Origin of the sequence: Nocardia jinanensis (assembly GCF_014645735.1) — a bacterium.
In the GTDB taxonomy this organism is placed as follows: domain Bacteria; phylum Actinomycetota; class Actinomycetes; order Mycobacteriales; family Mycobacteriaceae; genus Nocardia; species Nocardia jinanensis.
The window spans coordinates 66,068-83,283 of sequence record NZ_BMMH01000008.1; the positions used below are offsets into that span (position 1 = coordinate 66,068).

Annotated in this window: 17 protein-coding genes; 9 read left to right on the forward strand and 8 right to left on the reverse strand. The window is 68.1% G+C overall.

Annotated elements, in window-relative coordinates; genetic code table 11:
* Positions 1-339: 339 nt before the first annotated feature.
* Both IEY68_RS19660 and IEY68_RS19665 read left to right on the forward strand, forming a co-directional pair.
* A complete protein-coding gene (locus tag IEY68_RS19660; RefSeq protein WP_058853840.1) occupies positions 340-1,050 on the forward strand; it encodes a response regulator transcription factor in 711 nt (236 codons plus the stop codon).
* Complete coding sequence (locus IEY68_RS19665; protein WP_189094393.1) at positions 1,047-2,444, forward strand: sensor histidine kinase; 1,398 nt, start codon at positions 1,047-1,049, stop codon at positions 2,442-2,444. Before IEY68_RS19660 ends, IEY68_RS19665 begins: the two co-directional genes overlap by 4 nt.
* Before the next feature lie 151 nt (positions 2,445-2,595).
* Here IEY68_RS19665 and IEY68_RS19670 read toward each other — a convergent pair whose 3' ends face one another.
* The 3 genes from IEY68_RS19670 to pdxH form a co-directional block, all read right to left on the reverse strand.
* Entirely contained in the window at positions 2,596-2,955 is a 360-nt protein-coding gene (locus tag IEY68_RS19670; RefSeq protein ID WP_058853839.1) for an FKBP-type peptidyl-prolyl cis-trans isomerase, read from the reverse strand.
* A gap of 29 nt (positions 2,956-2,984) precedes the next feature.
* Positions 2,985-4,283: a citrate synthase gene (locus IEY68_RS19675; protein WP_082681185.1), complete on the reverse strand. Its 1,299-nt coding sequence runs from the start codon at positions 4,281-4,283 to the stop codon at positions 2,985-2,987.
* A 380-nt stretch (positions 4,284-4,663) separates the two neighbouring features.
* On the reverse strand, positions 4,664-5,383 hold the full coding sequence (gene pdxH / locus IEY68_RS19680) for a pyridoxamine 5'-phosphate oxidase (protein ID WP_058853838.1): 720 nt from the start codon (positions 5,381-5,383) through the stop codon (positions 4,664-4,666).
* Between the two features lie 60 nt (positions 5,384-5,443).
* Between pdxH and IEY68_RS19685 the strand changes: the two genes are divergently transcribed.
* The gene (locus IEY68_RS19685; protein ID WP_058853837.1) at positions 5,444-6,589 is read left to right on the forward strand and encodes a citrate synthase 2; all 1,146 of its coding nucleotides are present in this window, start codon (positions 5,444-5,446) and stop codon (positions 6,587-6,589) included.
* A gap of 59 nt (positions 6,590-6,648) precedes the next feature.
* Here IEY68_RS19685 and IEY68_RS19690 read toward each other — a convergent pair whose 3' ends face one another.
* A complete protein-coding gene (locus tag IEY68_RS19690; RefSeq protein ID WP_058853836.1) occupies positions 6,649-7,260 on the reverse strand; it encodes a hypothetical protein in 612 nt (203 codons plus the stop codon).
* Between the two features lie 165 nt (positions 7,261-7,425).
* Between IEY68_RS19690 and serC the strand changes: the two genes are divergently transcribed.
* The 3 genes from serC to IEY68_RS19705 all read left to right on the forward strand — a co-directional run bounded on the left by serC (position 7,426) and on the right by IEY68_RS19705 (position 11,253).
* Positions 7,426-8,550 (forward strand): phosphoserine transaminase, encoded by a 1,125-nt coding sequence (serC, locus tag IEY68_RS19695; protein ID WP_058853835.1) that lies wholly within the window; start codon positions 7,426-7,428, stop codon positions 8,548-8,550.
* 223 nt (positions 8,551-8,773) lie between these two features.
* Complete coding sequence (gene sepH, locus IEY68_RS36820; protein WP_267886558.1) at positions 8,774-10,291, forward strand: septation protein SepH; 1,518 nt, start codon at positions 8,774-8,776, stop codon at positions 10,289-10,291.
* A gap of 173 nt (positions 10,292-10,464) precedes the next feature.
* A complete protein-coding gene (locus IEY68_RS19705; protein ID WP_058853833.1) occupies positions 10,465-11,253 on the forward strand; it encodes a DUF6928 family protein in 789 nt (262 codons plus the stop codon).
* Positions 11,254-11,273: 20 nt separating this feature from the next.
* Here IEY68_RS19705 and IEY68_RS19710 read toward each other — a convergent pair whose 3' ends face one another.
* Positions 11,274-11,582, reverse strand: a complete 309-nt coding sequence (locus IEY68_RS19710; RefSeq protein WP_058853832.1) for a DUF2537 domain-containing protein — start codon at positions 11,580-11,582, stop codon at positions 11,274-11,276.
* Positions 11,579-12,382 carry a TrmH family RNA methyltransferase gene (locus tag IEY68_RS19715; protein ID WP_156426072.1) on the reverse strand — a complete coding sequence of 268 codons (804 nt, stop codon included), beginning with the start codon at positions 12,380-12,382 and terminating at the stop codon, positions 11,579-11,581. The genes IEY68_RS19710 and IEY68_RS19715 overlap by 4 nt, the downstream gene beginning before the upstream one ends.
* A gap of 77 nt (positions 12,383-12,459) precedes the next feature.
* Here IEY68_RS19715 and IEY68_RS19720 point away from each other — a divergent pair, with 77 nt between their 5' ends.
* Complete coding sequence (locus tag IEY68_RS19720; RefSeq protein ID WP_058853830.1) at positions 12,460-12,861, forward strand: YccF domain-containing protein; 402 nt, start codon at positions 12,460-12,462, stop codon at positions 12,859-12,861.
* A 24-nt stretch (positions 12,862-12,885) separates the two neighbouring features.
* Here IEY68_RS19720 and IEY68_RS19725 read toward each other — a convergent pair whose 3' ends face one another.
* Positions 12,886-13,335, reverse strand: coding sequence for a MarR family winged helix-turn-helix transcriptional regulator (locus IEY68_RS19725; protein ID WP_058853829.1), 450 nt, complete (start codon positions 13,333-13,335; stop codon positions 12,886-12,888).
* Between the two features lie 48 nt (positions 13,336-13,383).
* On the opposite strand from IEY68_RS19725, the gene IEY68_RS19730 reads away from it, so the two are divergent.
* Both IEY68_RS19730 and IEY68_RS19735 read left to right on the forward strand, forming a co-directional pair.
* Positions 13,384-13,623, forward strand: a complete 240-nt coding sequence (locus tag IEY68_RS19730; protein ID WP_058853828.1) for a DUF2530 domain-containing protein — start codon at positions 13,384-13,386, stop codon at positions 13,621-13,623.
* Positions 13,624-13,759: 136 nt separating this feature from the next.
* On the forward strand, positions 13,760-14,386 hold the full coding sequence (locus tag IEY68_RS19735) for a TetR/AcrR family transcriptional regulator (protein WP_063916298.1): 627 nt from the start codon (positions 13,760-13,762) through the stop codon (positions 14,384-14,386).
* Between the two features lie 16 nt (positions 14,387-14,402).
* Here the strand turns inward: IEY68_RS19735 and IEY68_RS19740 are convergent, their stop codons facing one another.
* Positions 14,403-17,180, reverse strand: a complete 2,778-nt coding sequence (locus tag IEY68_RS19740; protein ID WP_082681190.1) for a sacsin N-terminal ATP-binding-like domain-containing protein — start codon at positions 17,178-17,180, stop codon at positions 14,403-14,405.
* Between the last annotated feature and the right edge of the window lie 36 nt (positions 17,181-17,216).

Genomic DNA, 17,216 nt, shown 5'->3' on the forward strand with positions numbered 1-17,216 from the left:
ATGCGGTCGGCCACCCGAGGAATGCGACCGTTGAGCGCCTCCGGCCAAGGGCGAGACGAGCCTCAACCCATTGAGCTGTCTCGTAAAACTCGACTCATGCGGACTGCGTCGGCATTCGACGGCCTGGTCGGCATGCCGACCTACAGGTGTGGGGCCGGCACCAGCCCCCGACTTGCTCGTCCCTTCACACCTCCGGATGTCGCCATCCATGGCGGGGCCCGCCCCGGTTCTGGAGCGACAGAGCGAAGGAGCGAAGCGACTGAGCGCCGGAGTGAAGAACCGGGGTTGATAGGGCCCCGCCCTGCCCCGCCGCAGGCGGGGCAAATAGATAATAGAGATGTGACGGAGCGGACCAGCAACCCGGCGGTACTCGTGGTCGACGACGACGAGGATGTCCTCGCATCGGTGGAGCGGGGGCTGCGGTTGTCCGGGTTCCGGGTGAGTATCGCCCGGGACGGGGCGGCCGCGCTGCGCTCGGTGTCCGAGGAGGCCCCGGATGCGATCGTGCTCGATATGAACATGCCCGTGCTGGACGGGGCCGGGGTGGTGACGGCTCTGCGGGCGATGGGCAACGAGGTGCCGATCTGCGTACTGAGCGCGCGTAGTTCCGTCGGGGATCGGATCGCCGGTCTGGAATCCGGCGCCGACGACTATCTGGTGAAACCGTTCGTCCTGGCCGAGTTGGTGGCGCGGATCAAGGCGCTGCTGCGACGGCGCACCGATACGGCTACCGCCAACGGGGGCCCGGATGTCATCTCGGTGGGGCCGTTGCAGGTGGATACGGCCGGTTATCGGGCATTGCTGAACGGCCGGGAGATAGAACTGACCAAACGGGAGTTCGAACTGCTGTCCACCCTGGCTCGTAACGCGGGAGTGGTGCTGAGCCGGGAGCGGCTGCTGGAATTGGTCTGGGGCTACGATTTCGCGGCCGATACCAATGTGGTGGATGTCTTCGTCGGCTATCTGCGCCGCAAACTGGAGACCGACTGCACCCCGAGGCTGCTGCACACCATTCGCGGCGTCGGGTTCGTGCTGCGGGCAACGAAGTGAACATCGGCCGTCCCGGGCGAAGACGGCGCCGGCGCTCGTATTCGCTGCGCGCCCGGGTCGCCGGGGCGGCGGCGGCCGGGGCGGTATTGATCGTGGCCGTGGTGAGCGCGATCGCGATTCCCGCCATCGAGCACAACAATCTGCAGCAGACCGATCAGCAGTTGCGGATCGCTTCGCGGCTCGTACTGATCGAGCCGGTCGTCGCGGTCGGTGTGGTGAACCTGCTCGGGCCCGACCGCGATATGGCGCTGACAGTCCGGAACGACGACCAGGTCCTCGCTTCCAGTTCCGTGGAGTTGCCGGAGCTCGAGCCGGGTGAGAAGACCGTTACCGTCGACGAAACCCCCTACCGGGTGCTCACCACGACCGAGAACCAGCCTGCGGGCCGCTCGGTCTCGCTGGGCATCCCCGCGGCGGAGGCGGCCGAGATGACCGCCGAACAACAGCGCTGGGTGCTGTTCGGCGGTCTACTCGCCATCGCGGCCGCGGCCGGTCTCGGCTGGTTGTTCGGCGGGCGCGCGGTCCGGCCCATCGTGGTGCTCACCCGTCAGGTCGGTGCCCGCACCGGTTACGGCGACGGTACGCCGGAACCGGTCGACAGCTCCGGTGTCCTGGAGGCCGAACAGTTGGCGGACGCGGTGAACACCATGTTGGGCCGGGTCGCTCGAGCGCAGACCGATACAGCGGCCGCGCTGGAGACCGCCCGGGATTTCGCCGCGGTGTCCGCGCACGAACTACGCACTCCGCTCACCGCGATGCGCACCGATCTGGAGGTGCTGGCGACCCTCGATCTCGACGAATCGCAGCGCACCGAGATCCTGGCCGATCTGCAACGCAGCCAGGGCCGCGTGGAAACGACGCTGGCCGCGCTGGAACGACTCGCTTCGGGGGATCTGACCTCCGAACACGACCATATCGATACCGATATCGCGGAGCTGTGCGATCAGGCCGCCCACGATGCCAAGCGCCACTATCCGGGCCTGACCGTCCGCATCGACACCGATTTCGAACTGGTGACCCGCGGCCTGCCCGCGGGGCTGCGGCTGGCGGTGGACAACGCCCTGAAGAATTCCGTCAAACACGGCGGGGCGACCGAGGCGCTGCTGTCGGCCCATCGCGCCCCCGACGACACCATCGTCGTCTCGGTCGACGACAACGGCCGGGGACTGCCGCCCGAGGAACGCGAAACCGTCTTCGCCCGCTTCGCTCGTGGCAGCCGGGCCGACAAGGGTGGCTCCGGCCTCGGGCTCGCTCTTGTCGCCCAGCAGGCTCAGCTCCATGGAGGGCGGGCCTATTTCGACGACGGCACCCTCGGTGGGGTCCGTTTGGTGCTGGTTCTCCCCCACCGCTCCATCGGCCGCGCCGGCCCGCAGGTCTCGACACAGGGGCTTTGAAACCTTCGCGCCGAGGGCGTGGATCCCGCGCGCACAGAGCAGCGCAGACGTGAGTGATCGCCCCGGCTGCCCGGCGCCGACGACAGCTCGGCCCCCGAAGCCGGGGCTTCGGGGGCCGAGACGATACCGAGGGGTTATCCCACCTGGGGAATTACTTGGCGTCCAACAGATCGATGACGAATACCAGAGTCTTACCCGACAGATGGTGTCCGCCGCCCGCCGGGCCGTAGGCCAGTTCCGGCGGGATCGTCAGCTGACGACGGCCGCCGACCTTCATCCCCGGGATACCGTCCTGCCAGCCCTGGATGAGGCCGCGCAACGGGAAGGTGATCGATTCACCGCGGTTCCACGACGAGTCGAATTCCTCGCCGGTATCGAATTCCACACCGACGTAGTGCACTTCGACCGTACCGCCGGGCACAGCTTCCGCGCCTTCGCCGACAGTGATGTCCTTGATAGCCAGTTCGGTGGGCGGGGGGCCCGCCTGGAATTCGATCTCCGGTTTGCTCATGCCTTGAATCCCCTTCGATTCAATCGGTTTCAGCGATTGGCGATTTCGTTGTAGTCACGGGCACCATAGCCGGTGTAGATCTGCCGCGGTCGGCCGATCTTGATCGCTTCGCTGTGCATTTCCCGCCAGTGCGCGATCCAGCCCGGCAGCCGGCCCATGGCGAACAGTACCGTGAACATTCGCGTCGGGAAGCCCATGGCCTTGTAGATCACGCCGGTGTAGAAGTCGACGTTCGGGTACAGCTTGCGTTCGACGAAGTATTCGTCGGTGAGCGCCGCTTCTTCCAGCGCCTGAGCGATATCGAACAGCGGGTCGCTACCCAGCTTGCTCAGAATGGTGTCGGCGTGCTTCTTGGCGATGGCGGCGCGCGGGTCGTAGTTGCGGTAGACCCGGTGCCCGAAGCCCATGAGCTTCACGCCGTCTTCTTTGGCCTTGACCTTACGAATGAATTCTTTGACGTCGCCGCCGGCGGCGAGGATGCCGTCCAACATCTCCAGCACCGCCTGGTTGGCGCCACCGTGCAGCGGACCCCACAGCGCGTTGATACCGCCGGATACCGAAGTGAACAGGTTGGCGTCCGAGGAGCCGACCAGCCGGACCGTGGAGGTGGAGCAGTTCTGCTCGTGGTCGGCGTGCAGGATCAGCAGCATGTCCAGGGCGGAAGCGATCTCGGGATCGACCCGGTAGGGCTCGGCCGGGAAACCGAAGGTCATCCGCAGGAAGTTCTCCACCAGCGACAGCGAGTTGTCCGGGTAGAGGAACGGCTGGCCCACCGACTTCTTGTACGAGTACGCGGCGATGGTGGGCAGTTTGGCCAGTAGCCGGATGGTGGACAGTTCGACCTGTTCGGGGTCGCGGGGGTCCAGCGAATCCTGGTAGTAGGCCGACAGCGCGTTGACGGCCGAGGAGAGCACGGGCATCGGATGGGCGTTACGGGGGAAGCCGTCGAAGAAGCGCTTCAGGTCCTCGTGCAGCAGCGTGTGCCGACGGATCTTGTCGGTGAAATCCTCGAGCTGATCCTGAGTGGGTAGTTCGCCGTAGATGAGCAGATAGCTGACCTCGATAAAAGTCGAGTTGTCCGCGAGCTGCTCGATCGGGTAACCCCGGTAGCGCAGAATACCTTCTTCACCGTCGATATAGGTGATGGCCGATTTGGTCGACGCGGTGTTGACGAAACCCGGGTCATAGGTCGTATATCCCGTGCTCGCCAGCAGCTTGCCGAGTTCGATACCGTCGTTTCCTTCGGCGGCCTCGGCGATCGTCATTGGGTATTCGCCACCGGGATAGGTGAGAACCGGTTTGGCGTCATTGATGTGATTCTCGGGCACGGAAGGTTCCCTCTCAGGCTTATGACCGTCGGCATCGCGTGCGGACGACACACGGTGCGTTACCGGTAGACGCTAGTCCTTGCTCCGGCGGGACCGGTGGGGAGGGTACCCGCGCATCGATCTCACAATCGGCCCGCGCGGGCGTGAGATTCGGCGGTTCACCTACCGGCCGGTAGCGCTGTGACCGGCGGATTTGCCCGCGAGAAACGGACCCGGCCGGTTGTCGGTGATGTCCGTGCGAATCGTACGGGAACAGTCGATCACCACCGCTTGCAGAACGTACCCACAACCCCCGCCACGAAACCGTGCCGAACATCACCGACCAGTATGTAACGGGCCTGGACGCGCTGCGCGACCGCGGCCACGAGCGGGTAACGCGCTCACGGCTGGAGCCGCTGCACCGTCATACCGGCGTCGCCGATCCGGACCACGATCCGGTTGTGCAGTCTCCCCCGCTGCCCCTGCCAGAACTCCACCTCGTCGGGTCGCAGCAGATAACCACCCCAGTGCGGCGGTACCGGGATTTCGGCGACCGTGGCGAAACGTCGCGCGGTACGTTCCAGCTGCCGGTCGAGCTCCGTGCGGGAACCGATCGGCTCGGACTGCCGTGAGGCCCATGCGCCGAGCTGGGATTCCCGGGGCCGCGACCGCCAGTACCGTTCGGTCACCTCGGCGGATACCCGCTCCACTCGTCCGCGCACGTGCGCCTGCCGGGCCAGTTGCGGCCACAGGAAAGTCGCCGAAGCGTACGGCGTCGCCGCCAGTTGGGCACCCTTGGCGGATTCGTAGTTCGTGTAGAAGATGACGCCCTCCGGCGACAGGCCCTTGCAGAGCACTGTGCGGGTCACCGGCCGGGCGGTCGCCCCGGCGCCGGTAAGGGTCCCGAGCACCATGGCGTTGGGTTCGGCGATCTCGGCGACGGTCGCCTGTTCTATCCACAGCCGCAGCAGCGGCTCCCAGCCCCCGGCCACCGACACTTCGTCGAGTTCCGTGTCGTGCACACCCAGCAGCGGACCGGCGTCACGCGAACCCGGATGCACCACACCGTATTCGGCGCGCAGCGCGCCGAGATCGGCACCGGTCTCCTCCACATCGGACATGGGCCAGACGTTACTCCCGAGTAGCTCGGCGCTAGCATTCTGTTGAGAGGAGAGTCGCGTATGACCACCAATTCCGCGGTATCGGGGTCCGGCGAGGTGCCGGACGACTTCGTCAGCGGCCTCGAGGGGGTGGTCGCGTTCACCACCGAGATCGCCGAACCCGACAAGGACGGCGGCGCGCTGCGCTATCGCGGCGTGGACATCGAGGATCTGGTCGGCAACCGGGTCACCTTCGGCGATGTCTGGGCCCTCCTGGTCGACGGCGAATTCGGCCACGGCCTCCCCCCGGCCGAACCCTTCCCGCTCCCGGTGCACACCGGCGACGTCCGCGTCGACGTGCAGGCCGGCCTGGCGATGCTCGCCCCCATCTGGGGTTACCAGCCGCTGCTGGATATCGACGACGCGACCGCGCGGGAAAACCTGGCCCGCGCCTCGGTGATGGCCCTGTCCTACGTGGCGCAATCCGCCCGCGGCATCTACCAGCCCGCGATACCGCAACGCCGCATCGACGAATGCGCCACGGTCACCGACCGGTTCATGACCCGTTGGAAGGGCGATCCCGACCCACGGCACACCGAGGCCATCGACGCCTACTGGGTATCGGCGGCCGAACACGGTATGAACGCCTCCACCTTCACCGCCCGCGTCATCGCCTCGACGGGCGCCGACGTCGCCGCCTCGCTCTCCGGGGCCATCGGCGCCATGTCCGGACCCCTGCACGGCGGCGCTCCCGCCCGGGTCCTGCCCATGATCGAAGAAGTGGAACGCACCGGCGACGCGCGCGCTCTGGTCAAGGGCATCCTGGACCGCAAGGAAAAGCTGATGGGCTTCGGCCACCGGGTGTACCGGGCGCAGGACCCACGCGCCCAGGTCCTGCGCGATACCGCCGCCCGCCTCGCCGCACCCCGCTACGAGGTGGCCGCCGCCCTCGAACAGGCGGCTCTGGCCGAACTCCGCGAACGCCGGCCCGACCGCGCCATCGAGACAAATGTCGAATTCTGGGCGGCGGTCATCCTCGATTTCGCCGAGGTACCGGCCCATATGATGCCGGCCATGTTCACCTGCGGCCGGACGGCCGGTTGGTGCGCGCACATCATGGAACAGAAGAAACTGGGCAAACTGGTCCGCCCGGCCGCGATCTATACGGGCCCGGGGCCGCGGAACCCGCAGGATGTCGTGGGCTGGGACGCGGTCCACTCGGCATAACCAGCCGGACATCCGTAGTCGAAGGCCCGGCCACAGGACCGCGGGTTCACTTTCGGGCGTCAGGTGCGTTCGGGTTCGGCTTCCCAGTCGATGGCGACCGATTCTCCGGTGTCCACGGTGAAGAACGCTGCCTTCAGCTTGGCGCCCAGGTCCAACAGGCCGATGGCGGCCAAGGGGACCGACTGGACCACTCGCACTCGCCAGGCGTCGGGTTCGTCCCAGGCGCGTAGTTCCAGGTCCATGCGCAGAACCGGGTCGTCGCAGCCGCAGTAGTCGGCGTCCACCGGGGTCACCGCGAGGACGGTGGCCTCGGCGCGACGGCCCTCGGTGAGGATCTTGGCCAAACCGACGCGGCCGGGGTCGGTATCGCCGGGGAGATACAGCACCATCCGGTCGCGGTCTGCCGGGTCGACCCGGCAGCACACCAGATCGCCCGGCCGCATCCGGTCCAGTTCGGCGCCGGACACCCGCTGCCGGACCTGGGCTTCGTACGGCGGCAGCCCGGGCAGGCGGACGCGGACCCGGAAGGTATAGCCGGGTTCGGTCCGGCGGGTCCGGGCCGCCAGGACGGTCGCCGAACCGGCGGCTCCGGTCGCCAGCAGATCCCGGCGATCGGGGCCCGTGGGCGCCTCACCGCGCCGGCGGAAACGGCGTGGGAGCAGATCTCGCAATCGGGAGAGCGAACCGGGCGAACCCGGCAGTTCGCTCCGGCCCCGCGCACGGCTGTCACCGGATCGACCCCCGGCAGCGCCCCTTGACGACCGCATGCTCATACCCGTTCACGTTAGCCGGAGTGTGGTACGCGGCACAGCAACGGCGCGGTTACGCTGTTCGCCATGACCAGTGCGTTTCCGACCATCCCTGAAGACCTCAAGCCCGCCGACGGTCGTTTCGGCTGCGGTCCGTCCAAGGTTCGCCCGGAGCAGCTGCAGTCCCTGGTGGAGGTGGGTGCCTCGGTATTCGGCACCAGCCACCGGCAGAAACCGGTCAAGGATGTAGTGGCCCGGGTGCGGTCCGGGTTACGGGACCTGTTCGCCCTCCCCGAGGGCTACGAGGTCGTCCTCGGCAACGGCGGCACCACGGCGTTCTGGGACGCCGCCGCGTTCGGCCTGGTCCGCGAGCGTTCCCAGCACCTCACCTACGGCGAGTTCAGTGCCAAGTTCGCCAGTGTCGCCAAGAAGAATCCATTCATCGGCGATCCGATCGTCGTCGCCGCCGATCCGGGCAGCGCGCCCGAGCCCACCGCCGACCCGGCCGCCGACCTGATCGGTTGGGCCCACAACGAGACCTCGACCGGTGTTTCCGTTCCGGTGCAGCGGCCCGCGGGTTCGGAGAACGCGCTCATCGCCATCGACGCCACCTCCGGTGCGGGCGGGCTGCCGGTGAACATCGTCGACGCGGACGTCTACTACTTCGCTCCGCAGAAATGTTTCGCCGCCGACGGTGGCCTGTGGATCGCGCTGATGAGCCCGGCCGCGCTGGCCCGGGTGGAGGAGATCAAGGAATCCGGGCGCTGGACCCCGGACTTCCTGTCGCTGCCGATCGCCGTCGAGAACAGCGTCAAAGACCAGACCTACAACACCCCGGCCCTGGCGACCCTGTTGTTGTTCGCCGATCAGATCGATTGGCTCAACCGCAACGGGGGCTTGGATTGGGCGGTGAAGCGGACCCTCGATTCCTCGTCGCGGTTGTACTCGTGGGCCGAGGCCAGCGAATTCGCCACTCCGTTCGTCACCGACCCGGCGCACCGGTCCCAGGTGGTCGGCACCATCGATTTCGCGGATTCGGTGGATGCCGCCGCGGTGGCCAAGACGCTGCGGGCCAACGGCATCGTCGACACCGAGCCCTACCGCAAACTGGGCCGCAACCAGTTGCGCGTCGGGATGTTCCCCGCGATCGACCCCGAGGATGTATCCCAGCTGACCCGCAGCATCGACTGGGTGGTCGCGAACCTCGGCTGAGGCGAGATCACCTGCGAGTTCGGGCCCGTCGCGCGTGTCGCGCGACGGGCCCGCCGCTGTCTCGGGGAATCGACTTGATACACAAGGGAATAGAGCAGATTAGCGGTAGATTGCGCCCGCAGGGTACATTTCGGTGCCGCGTGTCTTGCCACACGAATCCCAGAAGTGCACTACTGTTCCAGAACGTGGGCGGTATCGCGAGCGACGCGATAAGGAGGTTACGGTGCGTGAACTTCGAGTGATCGGGGTGACGCCCGACTCCGCCCATATTGTGTGCGTCGACACCGAAAGTGGTCAGAAATTCCGGCTTCCCGCCGACGACAAACTGCGTGCCGCCGCCCGCGGCGACCTTGCCCGATTCGGCCAGATCGAGATCGAAATGGAAGCTACTATGCGTCCTCGCGATATCCAGGCTCGAATCCGGGCCGGTGCGTCCGTGGAACAGGTGATGCAGGAATCCGGCATGCCGATGAGCCGGGTGGAGCGTTTCGCCTATCCCGTGCTGCTGGAAAGGGCCCGCGCGGCTGAACTCGCGCAGAAGGCCCATCCGATCCGCCCCGACGGCCCGGCCGTGGAGATCCTGATCGACGTGGTGACCGCCGCTTTCACCGCGCGCGGCCATACGCTCGACAACGCCGAATGGGATGCCTGGAAGGACGAGAAGGGCTTCTGGGTCGCCCAGTTGCAGTGGCAGAACGGCCGTTCGGAGATCGCCGCGCACTGGCGCTATCAGCCGGACGCGCACGGCGGCAGTGTTTCCCCGCTCGACGATCCGGCCACCGATCTCATCGATCCCGATTTCGGCCGCGCGCTGCGTGGTCTCGCCTCTATCCTGCCGGTCGAACCCGAGCCTGCCGCCGCGCCCGAACCGGTGGCCGAGCCGCGGCGTGAACCCGCCCGGCCCGCCGCGGTGGACGGCTACTACGAGCAGCGAGCGGTCGCCGCCGGTGGTACGACACCGCTGCCCACGACGGCGACTCCGCTCTCCCCCGGTTCCACCCGGCCGGGTGGAACCGGTGTGCCCGCAGGAGCTCCCGCGGCGAGCGCACCCGCCGACACCTACCGGCCCCCCACGGAAAGCTATCGGCCGCCGGCCGAGACCCATCCGGTTCCCACGGAACCCGCTCGTCCCACGCCCGCGGCCACGTATATGCCGCCTCCGGCCCCCGCCCCGGCTGCCGAATTGCCGCCTACCCCGGCCGTACCCGCACCCGAGCCTGTTCCGATCGAGCCTGTTCCCGCCGAAACAGCGTCCGAACCTGTTCCGGCCGAACCCGTAGCCACCGCGCCCGAACCGGCTCCCATCGCCACTGTCCCGATCGCGCCTGTCCCGGTCGCGCCTGTCCCGGTCGCGCCTGTCCCGGTCGCGCCTGCCCCGGTCGCGCCTGCGCCTGCGGAGACCGTGCCGGCCACGTCGGTTCGGGCCGACGCTGCCCTCGCCTCGGACGGCGCGGAAGTCACGGCCGAATCCGCCATGCCGGCATCCGCCGAAGCCGCCGGTCCCCCGGCGCCGGTGCAGACCGAAGCGCCGACCGAGCCGACCGAGCCGAGTGCACCGGCCGAGGAACCCGCTTCCCAGCCGGTCGCCGATTCGCCCGAACCCGAGCCCGCCACGGCGAAACCGGTGGTCAAGAAGACTCCCACCAAAGCGGCGAAATCGGCAGCTCGGACCAAGCGCGGCAAGGCGCCCATGCCGTCCTGGGAGGACGTATTGCTCGGAGTCCGCAGTTCGGGCCACTGACCCGGCGCGGACCGGCGTGTTACCCCGCACAACCGCCCGAACCACCCGCTTGCGCGGGTAAGTTCGGCGTATACGGCGACGCCGTCCGATGATTCCGGGGTCGGCCCGGACGACGACAGCAGTTACGCCGGGAAGTTCGCGACCTGGTTTCGTGCGCTATCGGAGGTGGACCGATGCTGTCCAAGGTTTCTTCGGTGTGGTACGTCGATACCCCCGACCCGCCGGCGGTGCTCCGCACCGATCCCGACCCCGATCCGGCCGCGGCCTACGCGCTGGCCAGGCAACTACATCCCGATCTCGAGGTCGAGCCGACCGCGGTGGTCACCCTCGGCGAGACCGACGGTTCCGATGCCGGCGCGGTCTATATCGGCAGCTATCCCGGAATCACCCTGCTCTGCAGTTCCTACGCCGCCCGGGTCCAGCCGACCGCCATCCCCGAACTGCTGGTCCGACCACTCGCCGAGGAGCACACCTACCTGGTGTCGTTCGATCTGGAGTACGGCTGGGGTTCGTTCGCGCACTGGGAACGCGGCGAACTGCGCCGGGCGTTCAGTTCGACCCGGCTCAACATTCTGCAGGACCACGGCCTGCCGCATATCTGGGAGCGGCCGCACTGGGCCGGCGAGCACCCGATCCTGTGGAATCCCGGTGACCTACCCGACCCGCTGGTGCTGCCGTTCGACCCACCCGGTTTCGCCGATTCCGCCAACCACGAATGGCTGGGATTCCGGTATTTCCCGCTCGCCCCCGCGGAAGGCGGCGATGCGGCCGGGACCAGGGACCACACCCGGCCGGTCGACCCCGAGGGCATCCGGGTCTGCGGTTTCCGGTTGCGCCCCCGGGAGGACGGCGCCGACGCACCGGAACCACCGCAGCCGCTGCACAACCGGATCGCGCACGAACGAAAAGGTCTGTTGTCCTGGCTGCGCGGACACGAAGCCGCAGTGAGCGCCGAACAGTAACGTGGCGTCGCCGCCGTGACTCAGGTGGAGAACAGCAACCCGATCCACGCCAGCGCCACGCCCACACTCGCCCCGGCCAGTACCCAGCGGGTCACCGGACGGGTCCGCCAGCGCCATACAGTGGGCGCGATACCGCCGACCGCGACCAGATTGACCGCCAGTGACAGCAGCGGATGCACCTGGGCCAGCGCCGCCCCGAAGGCGTATACCCCGACCGCGGTCAGTGCGGCGACCAGCGCGGCGACCGTGATGCCCGCCGCCCACGGCGTGGGTTCGGTGGGTGGGCCGGGCCTGCGGGCGTAGTCGTGGGCGCCGAGTGCCGAGGTCACGACGCACGCACCCGCTCGTAGAAGGCCATGGCCGCGGCGGTCGCGACGTTCAGCGAATCGGTACCCGCCGACATCGGTATCCGCGCCCCCACGTCCGCCGCTGTCATGGCCTCCTCGGTCAGGCCCGGACCCTCGGCACCCAGCAGCAGTGCCACTCGATCACCGGTGAGCGCGGTGGCCAGCGTAGGGGCCATCGGATCCGGGGTCAGTGCCACCACCTGGAAACCACGGCGACGCAGCAGGCCGAGTCCGCCCGGCCAGTCCGGCACCCGGGCGAACGGCACCCGTAGCGCATGTCCCATCGAAACCCGCACGGATCGACGGTACAGCGGATCGGCGCAGCGGTCGCCGAACAGGATCGCGTCCACACCCAGACCGGCGGCGTTGCGGAACATCGACCCGAGGTTCTCGTGGTCGTTCACGCCTTCGAGTACCGCCACCGTGGTGGCATCCGCGACGACCTCGTCGAAATCGCGTTCCGGCGGGCGGTGCGCCACGGCCAGTACACCCCGGTTGAGATGGAAACCGACCACTTCGGCCATCACTTCGGCCGAGGCACGGTAGAACGGCACCTCCACCGCCGCGAGTTCGGGCGCGAGATCCTGCCACCGCTTGTCCACACCGAGCAGCGCGTGCGGCCGGAACGGGGAATCCAGCATCCGCCGGACGACCACAGTCCCCTCCGCGATGACCAGACCCTTTCCGCCGGGCCGATCAGGCCGGCGGTCGGCGGCTTTCAGATCGCGGAAATCATCGATCCGCGGATCGTCGACACTGTCCACCTCGAGAACCACGGCCACGGCTCCCATCCTGCCAACAGCACGGGCGCCTGTTCGGGGTGGGTGCGCGCGCTGCCGCTTTAGGGCATGCTCGTGATATGAAGCCGATCCAACTCCTGCTCAATATCCTGTGGCTCATCTTCGCGGGATTCTGGATGGCGCTGGGTTATTTCGTGGCCGCCCTGATCTGCTTCGTCCTCATCATCACGATCCCGTTCGGGGTTGCCGCACTGCGCAACGGCGTCTATATGCTGTGGCCGTTCGGCCGCACCACCGTCGAGAAACCGGGCGCCGGCGCGGGCGCGCTACTGGGCAACATCATCTGGTTCGTGGTCGCGGGCTGGTGGCTGGCGCTGGGCCACCTCGGCACCAGTATCGTGCTGGCCTGCACGATCATCGGTATTCCGTTCGCCTGGGCGAACCTCAAATTGATCCCACTCGCGCTGTTCCCGCTGGGCCGCGAAATCGTGGACAGCGACCAGCCCTTCGGGGCGCGCTGAGTTCCATCCGGTGCCGCTGCCGGCTCATTCCGAGTCGGCGACGATCTGATTCATGATCGCCACCGCACGTTCCAGATCCTGGAGCTGGCCCGGGTCCAGGCCCCCGAGCTGCGCGCTCATCCAGGCTTCGCGGGCACTGCGCTCATCGGCGAGCAGTGCGTGCCCGGCCGGGGACAGCGAAACGATGATCTGCCGGCCGTCGGTCGGGTGCGGATTGCGCTCCACCAGACCCAGATCGGTGAGCGAGGCGATCACCCGGGTCATCGACGGGGGCTGGACCCGCTCCTTGCCCGCCAGCGAACCGGGCGTCATCGCGCCTTCGTTACCGAGGGTGGCCAGAACCGAAAGCTGGGTCAGCGATATCTGCGATTCCGCACGCCGCCCTCGCAGATGCCGCGTCAAACGCACCACCGCCAGCGAGAGGTCGCTGGCCAGCGCCCGCACATCCGAGTGGGTAGTCACAAAGTGAACCATACGTGACACACGTCGGATCGGCGTGCGTACAGCGGTTACGCTGATCGAATGGCCCCGCAGCTCCCGCAGTTCCCCTCGTGGCTGACCGACCCCCGGCCGGTCCTCGCCCTCGGCTGCGCTCTGTTCGCCGTCGCCACCGTGGTGGTCTGGATCGGCGGGCAACGCTGGGAATCCGCTCGCCCGGTGTGCCTGATGGGGTTGGCGGTCGGGGTTCTCGGCTACGTCATCTTCGTGATCCAGCGGCGCGGCGCGCGGCGCGGCGACAAAGGCGCCCAGACCGGGCTTTGATCATCGGCGCCACCCGCTCCGGCGTTACAGCGCATCGTTCGAGGCAGAACGGCCGAAAGACCGCCACGGGGGCCGGTACCGGAAGCCGGTGTCCGGGGAATTGACTGAACGGGTCGAGCGGGTCAGACTCGCTCAGGTGTCCTCCCGATTGAGCGTCGAAGAACGACGGGCCCACCTTATCGAGGCCGCGATCGGCCTTGCCGAGAAAAAGGGAGTCGCGGGGGTGACCACCCGCGATGTCGCTCAGGCCGCAGGCGTCTCACTAGGCGTGGTGCACTACTGCTTCGAGAACAAGGACGCGCTGATGACCGAATTGGTCAAGGCGCTGTCGATGGAGCTGCGCGATTCGGTCGACGCCAACGAATCGGTCTGGCAGGAAGCGGGCAGCGGCAACACCGCATTGCGGGATCTGCTGCGCGCCGGACTGGAACTCATGTGGCTCAATATCGAAGCCACACCCCAACGTCAGCTGCTCACCTACGAAACCACCACCTACGCGCTGCGCGAGGGCGAGCAGACTCCCGCCAAGCTGGCGATCGCCCGCGAACAGTACAACTTCAACGATTCGACGGTCGCCGATATCCTCGACCACGCCCGCGATGCCACCGGCAGCACCTGGAGAGTTCCGGTGTCCCAGCTCTCGCGGTTCACCCTCAGCGTGATCGACGGCATCGTGCTGCGCTGGCTGGTCGACAACGACAGCGAAAGCGTTCGCACGCAACTGGATCTGCTCGCCCAGGCACTGGCCGGGCACGCGGACTAGTACAACCGCCCGTCGATCAGCCGGGTCGGCCCGGCCGCAGCACATGGGTAGCGGTGCCGTCGCGCCACCACGGGACGGTCACCGTCCGGTCCACCGCACCCGTCAGCCGGATACGCAGCTCGTCGTGCAGGATCAAGGGACCCTGCTGTGGCGGCAGTGCGAAAAGCCCGCGGAGCACCACGCCCAGCGGCTCCTCCGTCCAATTGGTCTCGTGGCCCGCACCGAGCACTTCGGCCTCGACCTGTTCGGAAACCACCGGGAGATCCAGCAGGACGGCGAGGTCGGCGGCGGTCGCCGGATCCGCGACGACCAGCCGGTCCGCGGGCACCGCGAGACCGAACCAGGGCCGGTCCAGCACCAGCGCGTCACCGGCATCGATCACCGCGCCGGACAGGGCCCGCACCCGGTCGGGCGGATCGAGCGCGGTGAGATCCAGCCGCGGCACAGCCGCGCCCAGCCGGGCATGCACCAGCGACACCACTTCCGCCGCCGGTGACTTCTCGTTATCGGACAACGCCTCCAGCAGCGTCTCGACCAGCGCGAGATCCAGGGCGCCGGGATCAGCGAGACAGCCGCGCAGCGCGTCCAGATCGACAGCGGACAAGCCGGTGATCGGGAGTTCCGGCAGCAGCCCGGCGAATTCGATATCCGCCGGGTGGCGGTAGCCGCCCAGCGCGATTCCGTCGATCCGCGCGTAATGGCGCAACCACCACGCGGTATATCCGTCCGGATCGCCGAGCAGCGGCCGGGTACGTTCGGTGGTCAGCAACCGCCAGAGCGCCTCCGGCCAGGCCGCATCGTCCACCAGATCCAGATCCCGTACGGCGACCAGCTCCGCGGGATCTTCGGAAAGCCCGGCCCACCAGGTTTCCTCGTCATCGAGATGATGGTCGGGACCGGTGGGGTCGGTTTCGGCTACCACGCCGAAATCCCATCCGACCCCGATCGCCCGCAGTGCCTCGGCACCGTACTCGGCGACCACCTCCCCGGCGACGACTGTGAACGGTGAATCCGGGACCAGTAGTTCGATCAATGGGGCATCCGGTAGCAGCAGTTCGTCGGCCGGCCGCGCACCGCCGGAGCTGTCGGACAGTTCGAGCATGCCGAGCCAGTCCGGCAGTTCGGTCGTACCCGCGGCCGCGGCCAGTCGCAACACCGCTTCGATCGTGTCCGGATCAGCGGGGTGCTCGGTCAGTTCCGCCTGTAATGCGGGATCGGACAGCAGATCCGCTATCCCGGCCTGCTGAGCGCCGAGCCGCGCCAGCAACGGGTGCGCCGCTTCCGGATGCACCAGGCGAGCCCAGTGCACCGGCACCGCGGCGGGTAGTGCGGCGAGCTCGTCGTCCAGCACCACCGTCCGCGGACCCGTCACCAGCCGGCCGTCGGCGAGCGGCACCGGCAACGCGCCGAGTTCCTCCACTGTCAGCGGATCGGTGACGAACGGTTCCAACGCGGAGTAGAGAGCGAACCACCAGGAGGCAGACCGTTCCAGTCCGGCGCAGAGTTCCGCCAGCCGGGCCGGACCGAGCCGGTGCACCTCCAGCGCCGCGAGTGCTTCGGCATACCGTGCGCCGGACAGATCCGGGTCCACCAGCGGATCGAGCACCCCGCCCAGCAGTCCGGCCAGTTCGGGAGTGAGGTCGGGGTACACGCTCGCCCGCGCGGGCACCGCTACCCGGTCACCGTCCCCGTCGGCGTCCCCGTCCCGGGGCACCTCATCGCCTTCGGCATCCGACGGCGCGGCGACCACCGGGAGCCATACACCGGTCCGCAGCTCACGCAGGATCGCCTCGCGCAGCAGTCCGTCGGTCTCACTGCGCGCGAAGGCCGGAGCCGGCACCAGCACCAGCCGCGACCGCCGGGGCAGTGCGCGCGCGAAATCGGCGTAACCGGCGGCCAGTTCGGCGAGACGGTTGCCGGGCAGCACCCGGCGGCGGTCCGGTTGCATCGGAATATCGGCGATGAGCACCGCCGGAAGGGACAGTTCCTCGTCCGAACGGGTCGGTGCCCGCAGCACATCGGGACCGGCGGGTACCGGAACGCCGTCACGCAACGGCAGCAGCCAGCGCGCCCGAGCGGTCCGGAACTGCCACCACCCCTGCTCGGTCCCGGGTCCGCTGATCCGCAGCTCGCTCACTCCCGCGAACCCCGAATCTCCCGTTTCGGCGCGCACGACATCGTCACCGATCCTGATCTCCCGCAGGGCCGGCAACTCCAGCAGCAGGTCTACGGCCTCGGCCCGCATGGATTCCAGCAGTGCGACAGGATCGACACCCTCGCGCAGCGACAGCACGATCTCGGTCTCGGAACCCGGGCGGGGAGCGGCAGCCACGGGCCAGGCCAGTCGTAGCACCGGCGGCACGAACCCGTTTCCGGCCTCCGGCACGGCCACTCCGGAGTCGCTCAGCGCGGCGCGGGTGAGTTCCCGGGAAAAGCGCAGCGATCCACTGGTGGAGCGGAATTCGAGTTCCTCACTCGCCGTCAGCACGGCGGTGAATCCGACACCGAATCGCCCGGTCTCCCCACCGCTCCCGGATTTCCCCGACGCCCGCAGGGCGGTCAGTGCGTGTACCCCGGATATATCCAGCGGTGCGCCGGTATTGGCGACCGACAACGTCCGTCCTGTGCACTGCACAGTGATCCGGCCCGGTACCCCCGCTTTCACAGCCGCGTCCGCCGCGTTCTGCGCCAATTCGGTCAGCAGGCGATCGCGGTAACCGGCATGAACCAGATCGGCCTCGGTGGTCGCGTCCTCACGCAACCGGGTCGGCGAATCACGCCAGGCGGCCAGCACCGCGGCGCGCAGGCTCGCGGTGCCGAAGGGATCCGC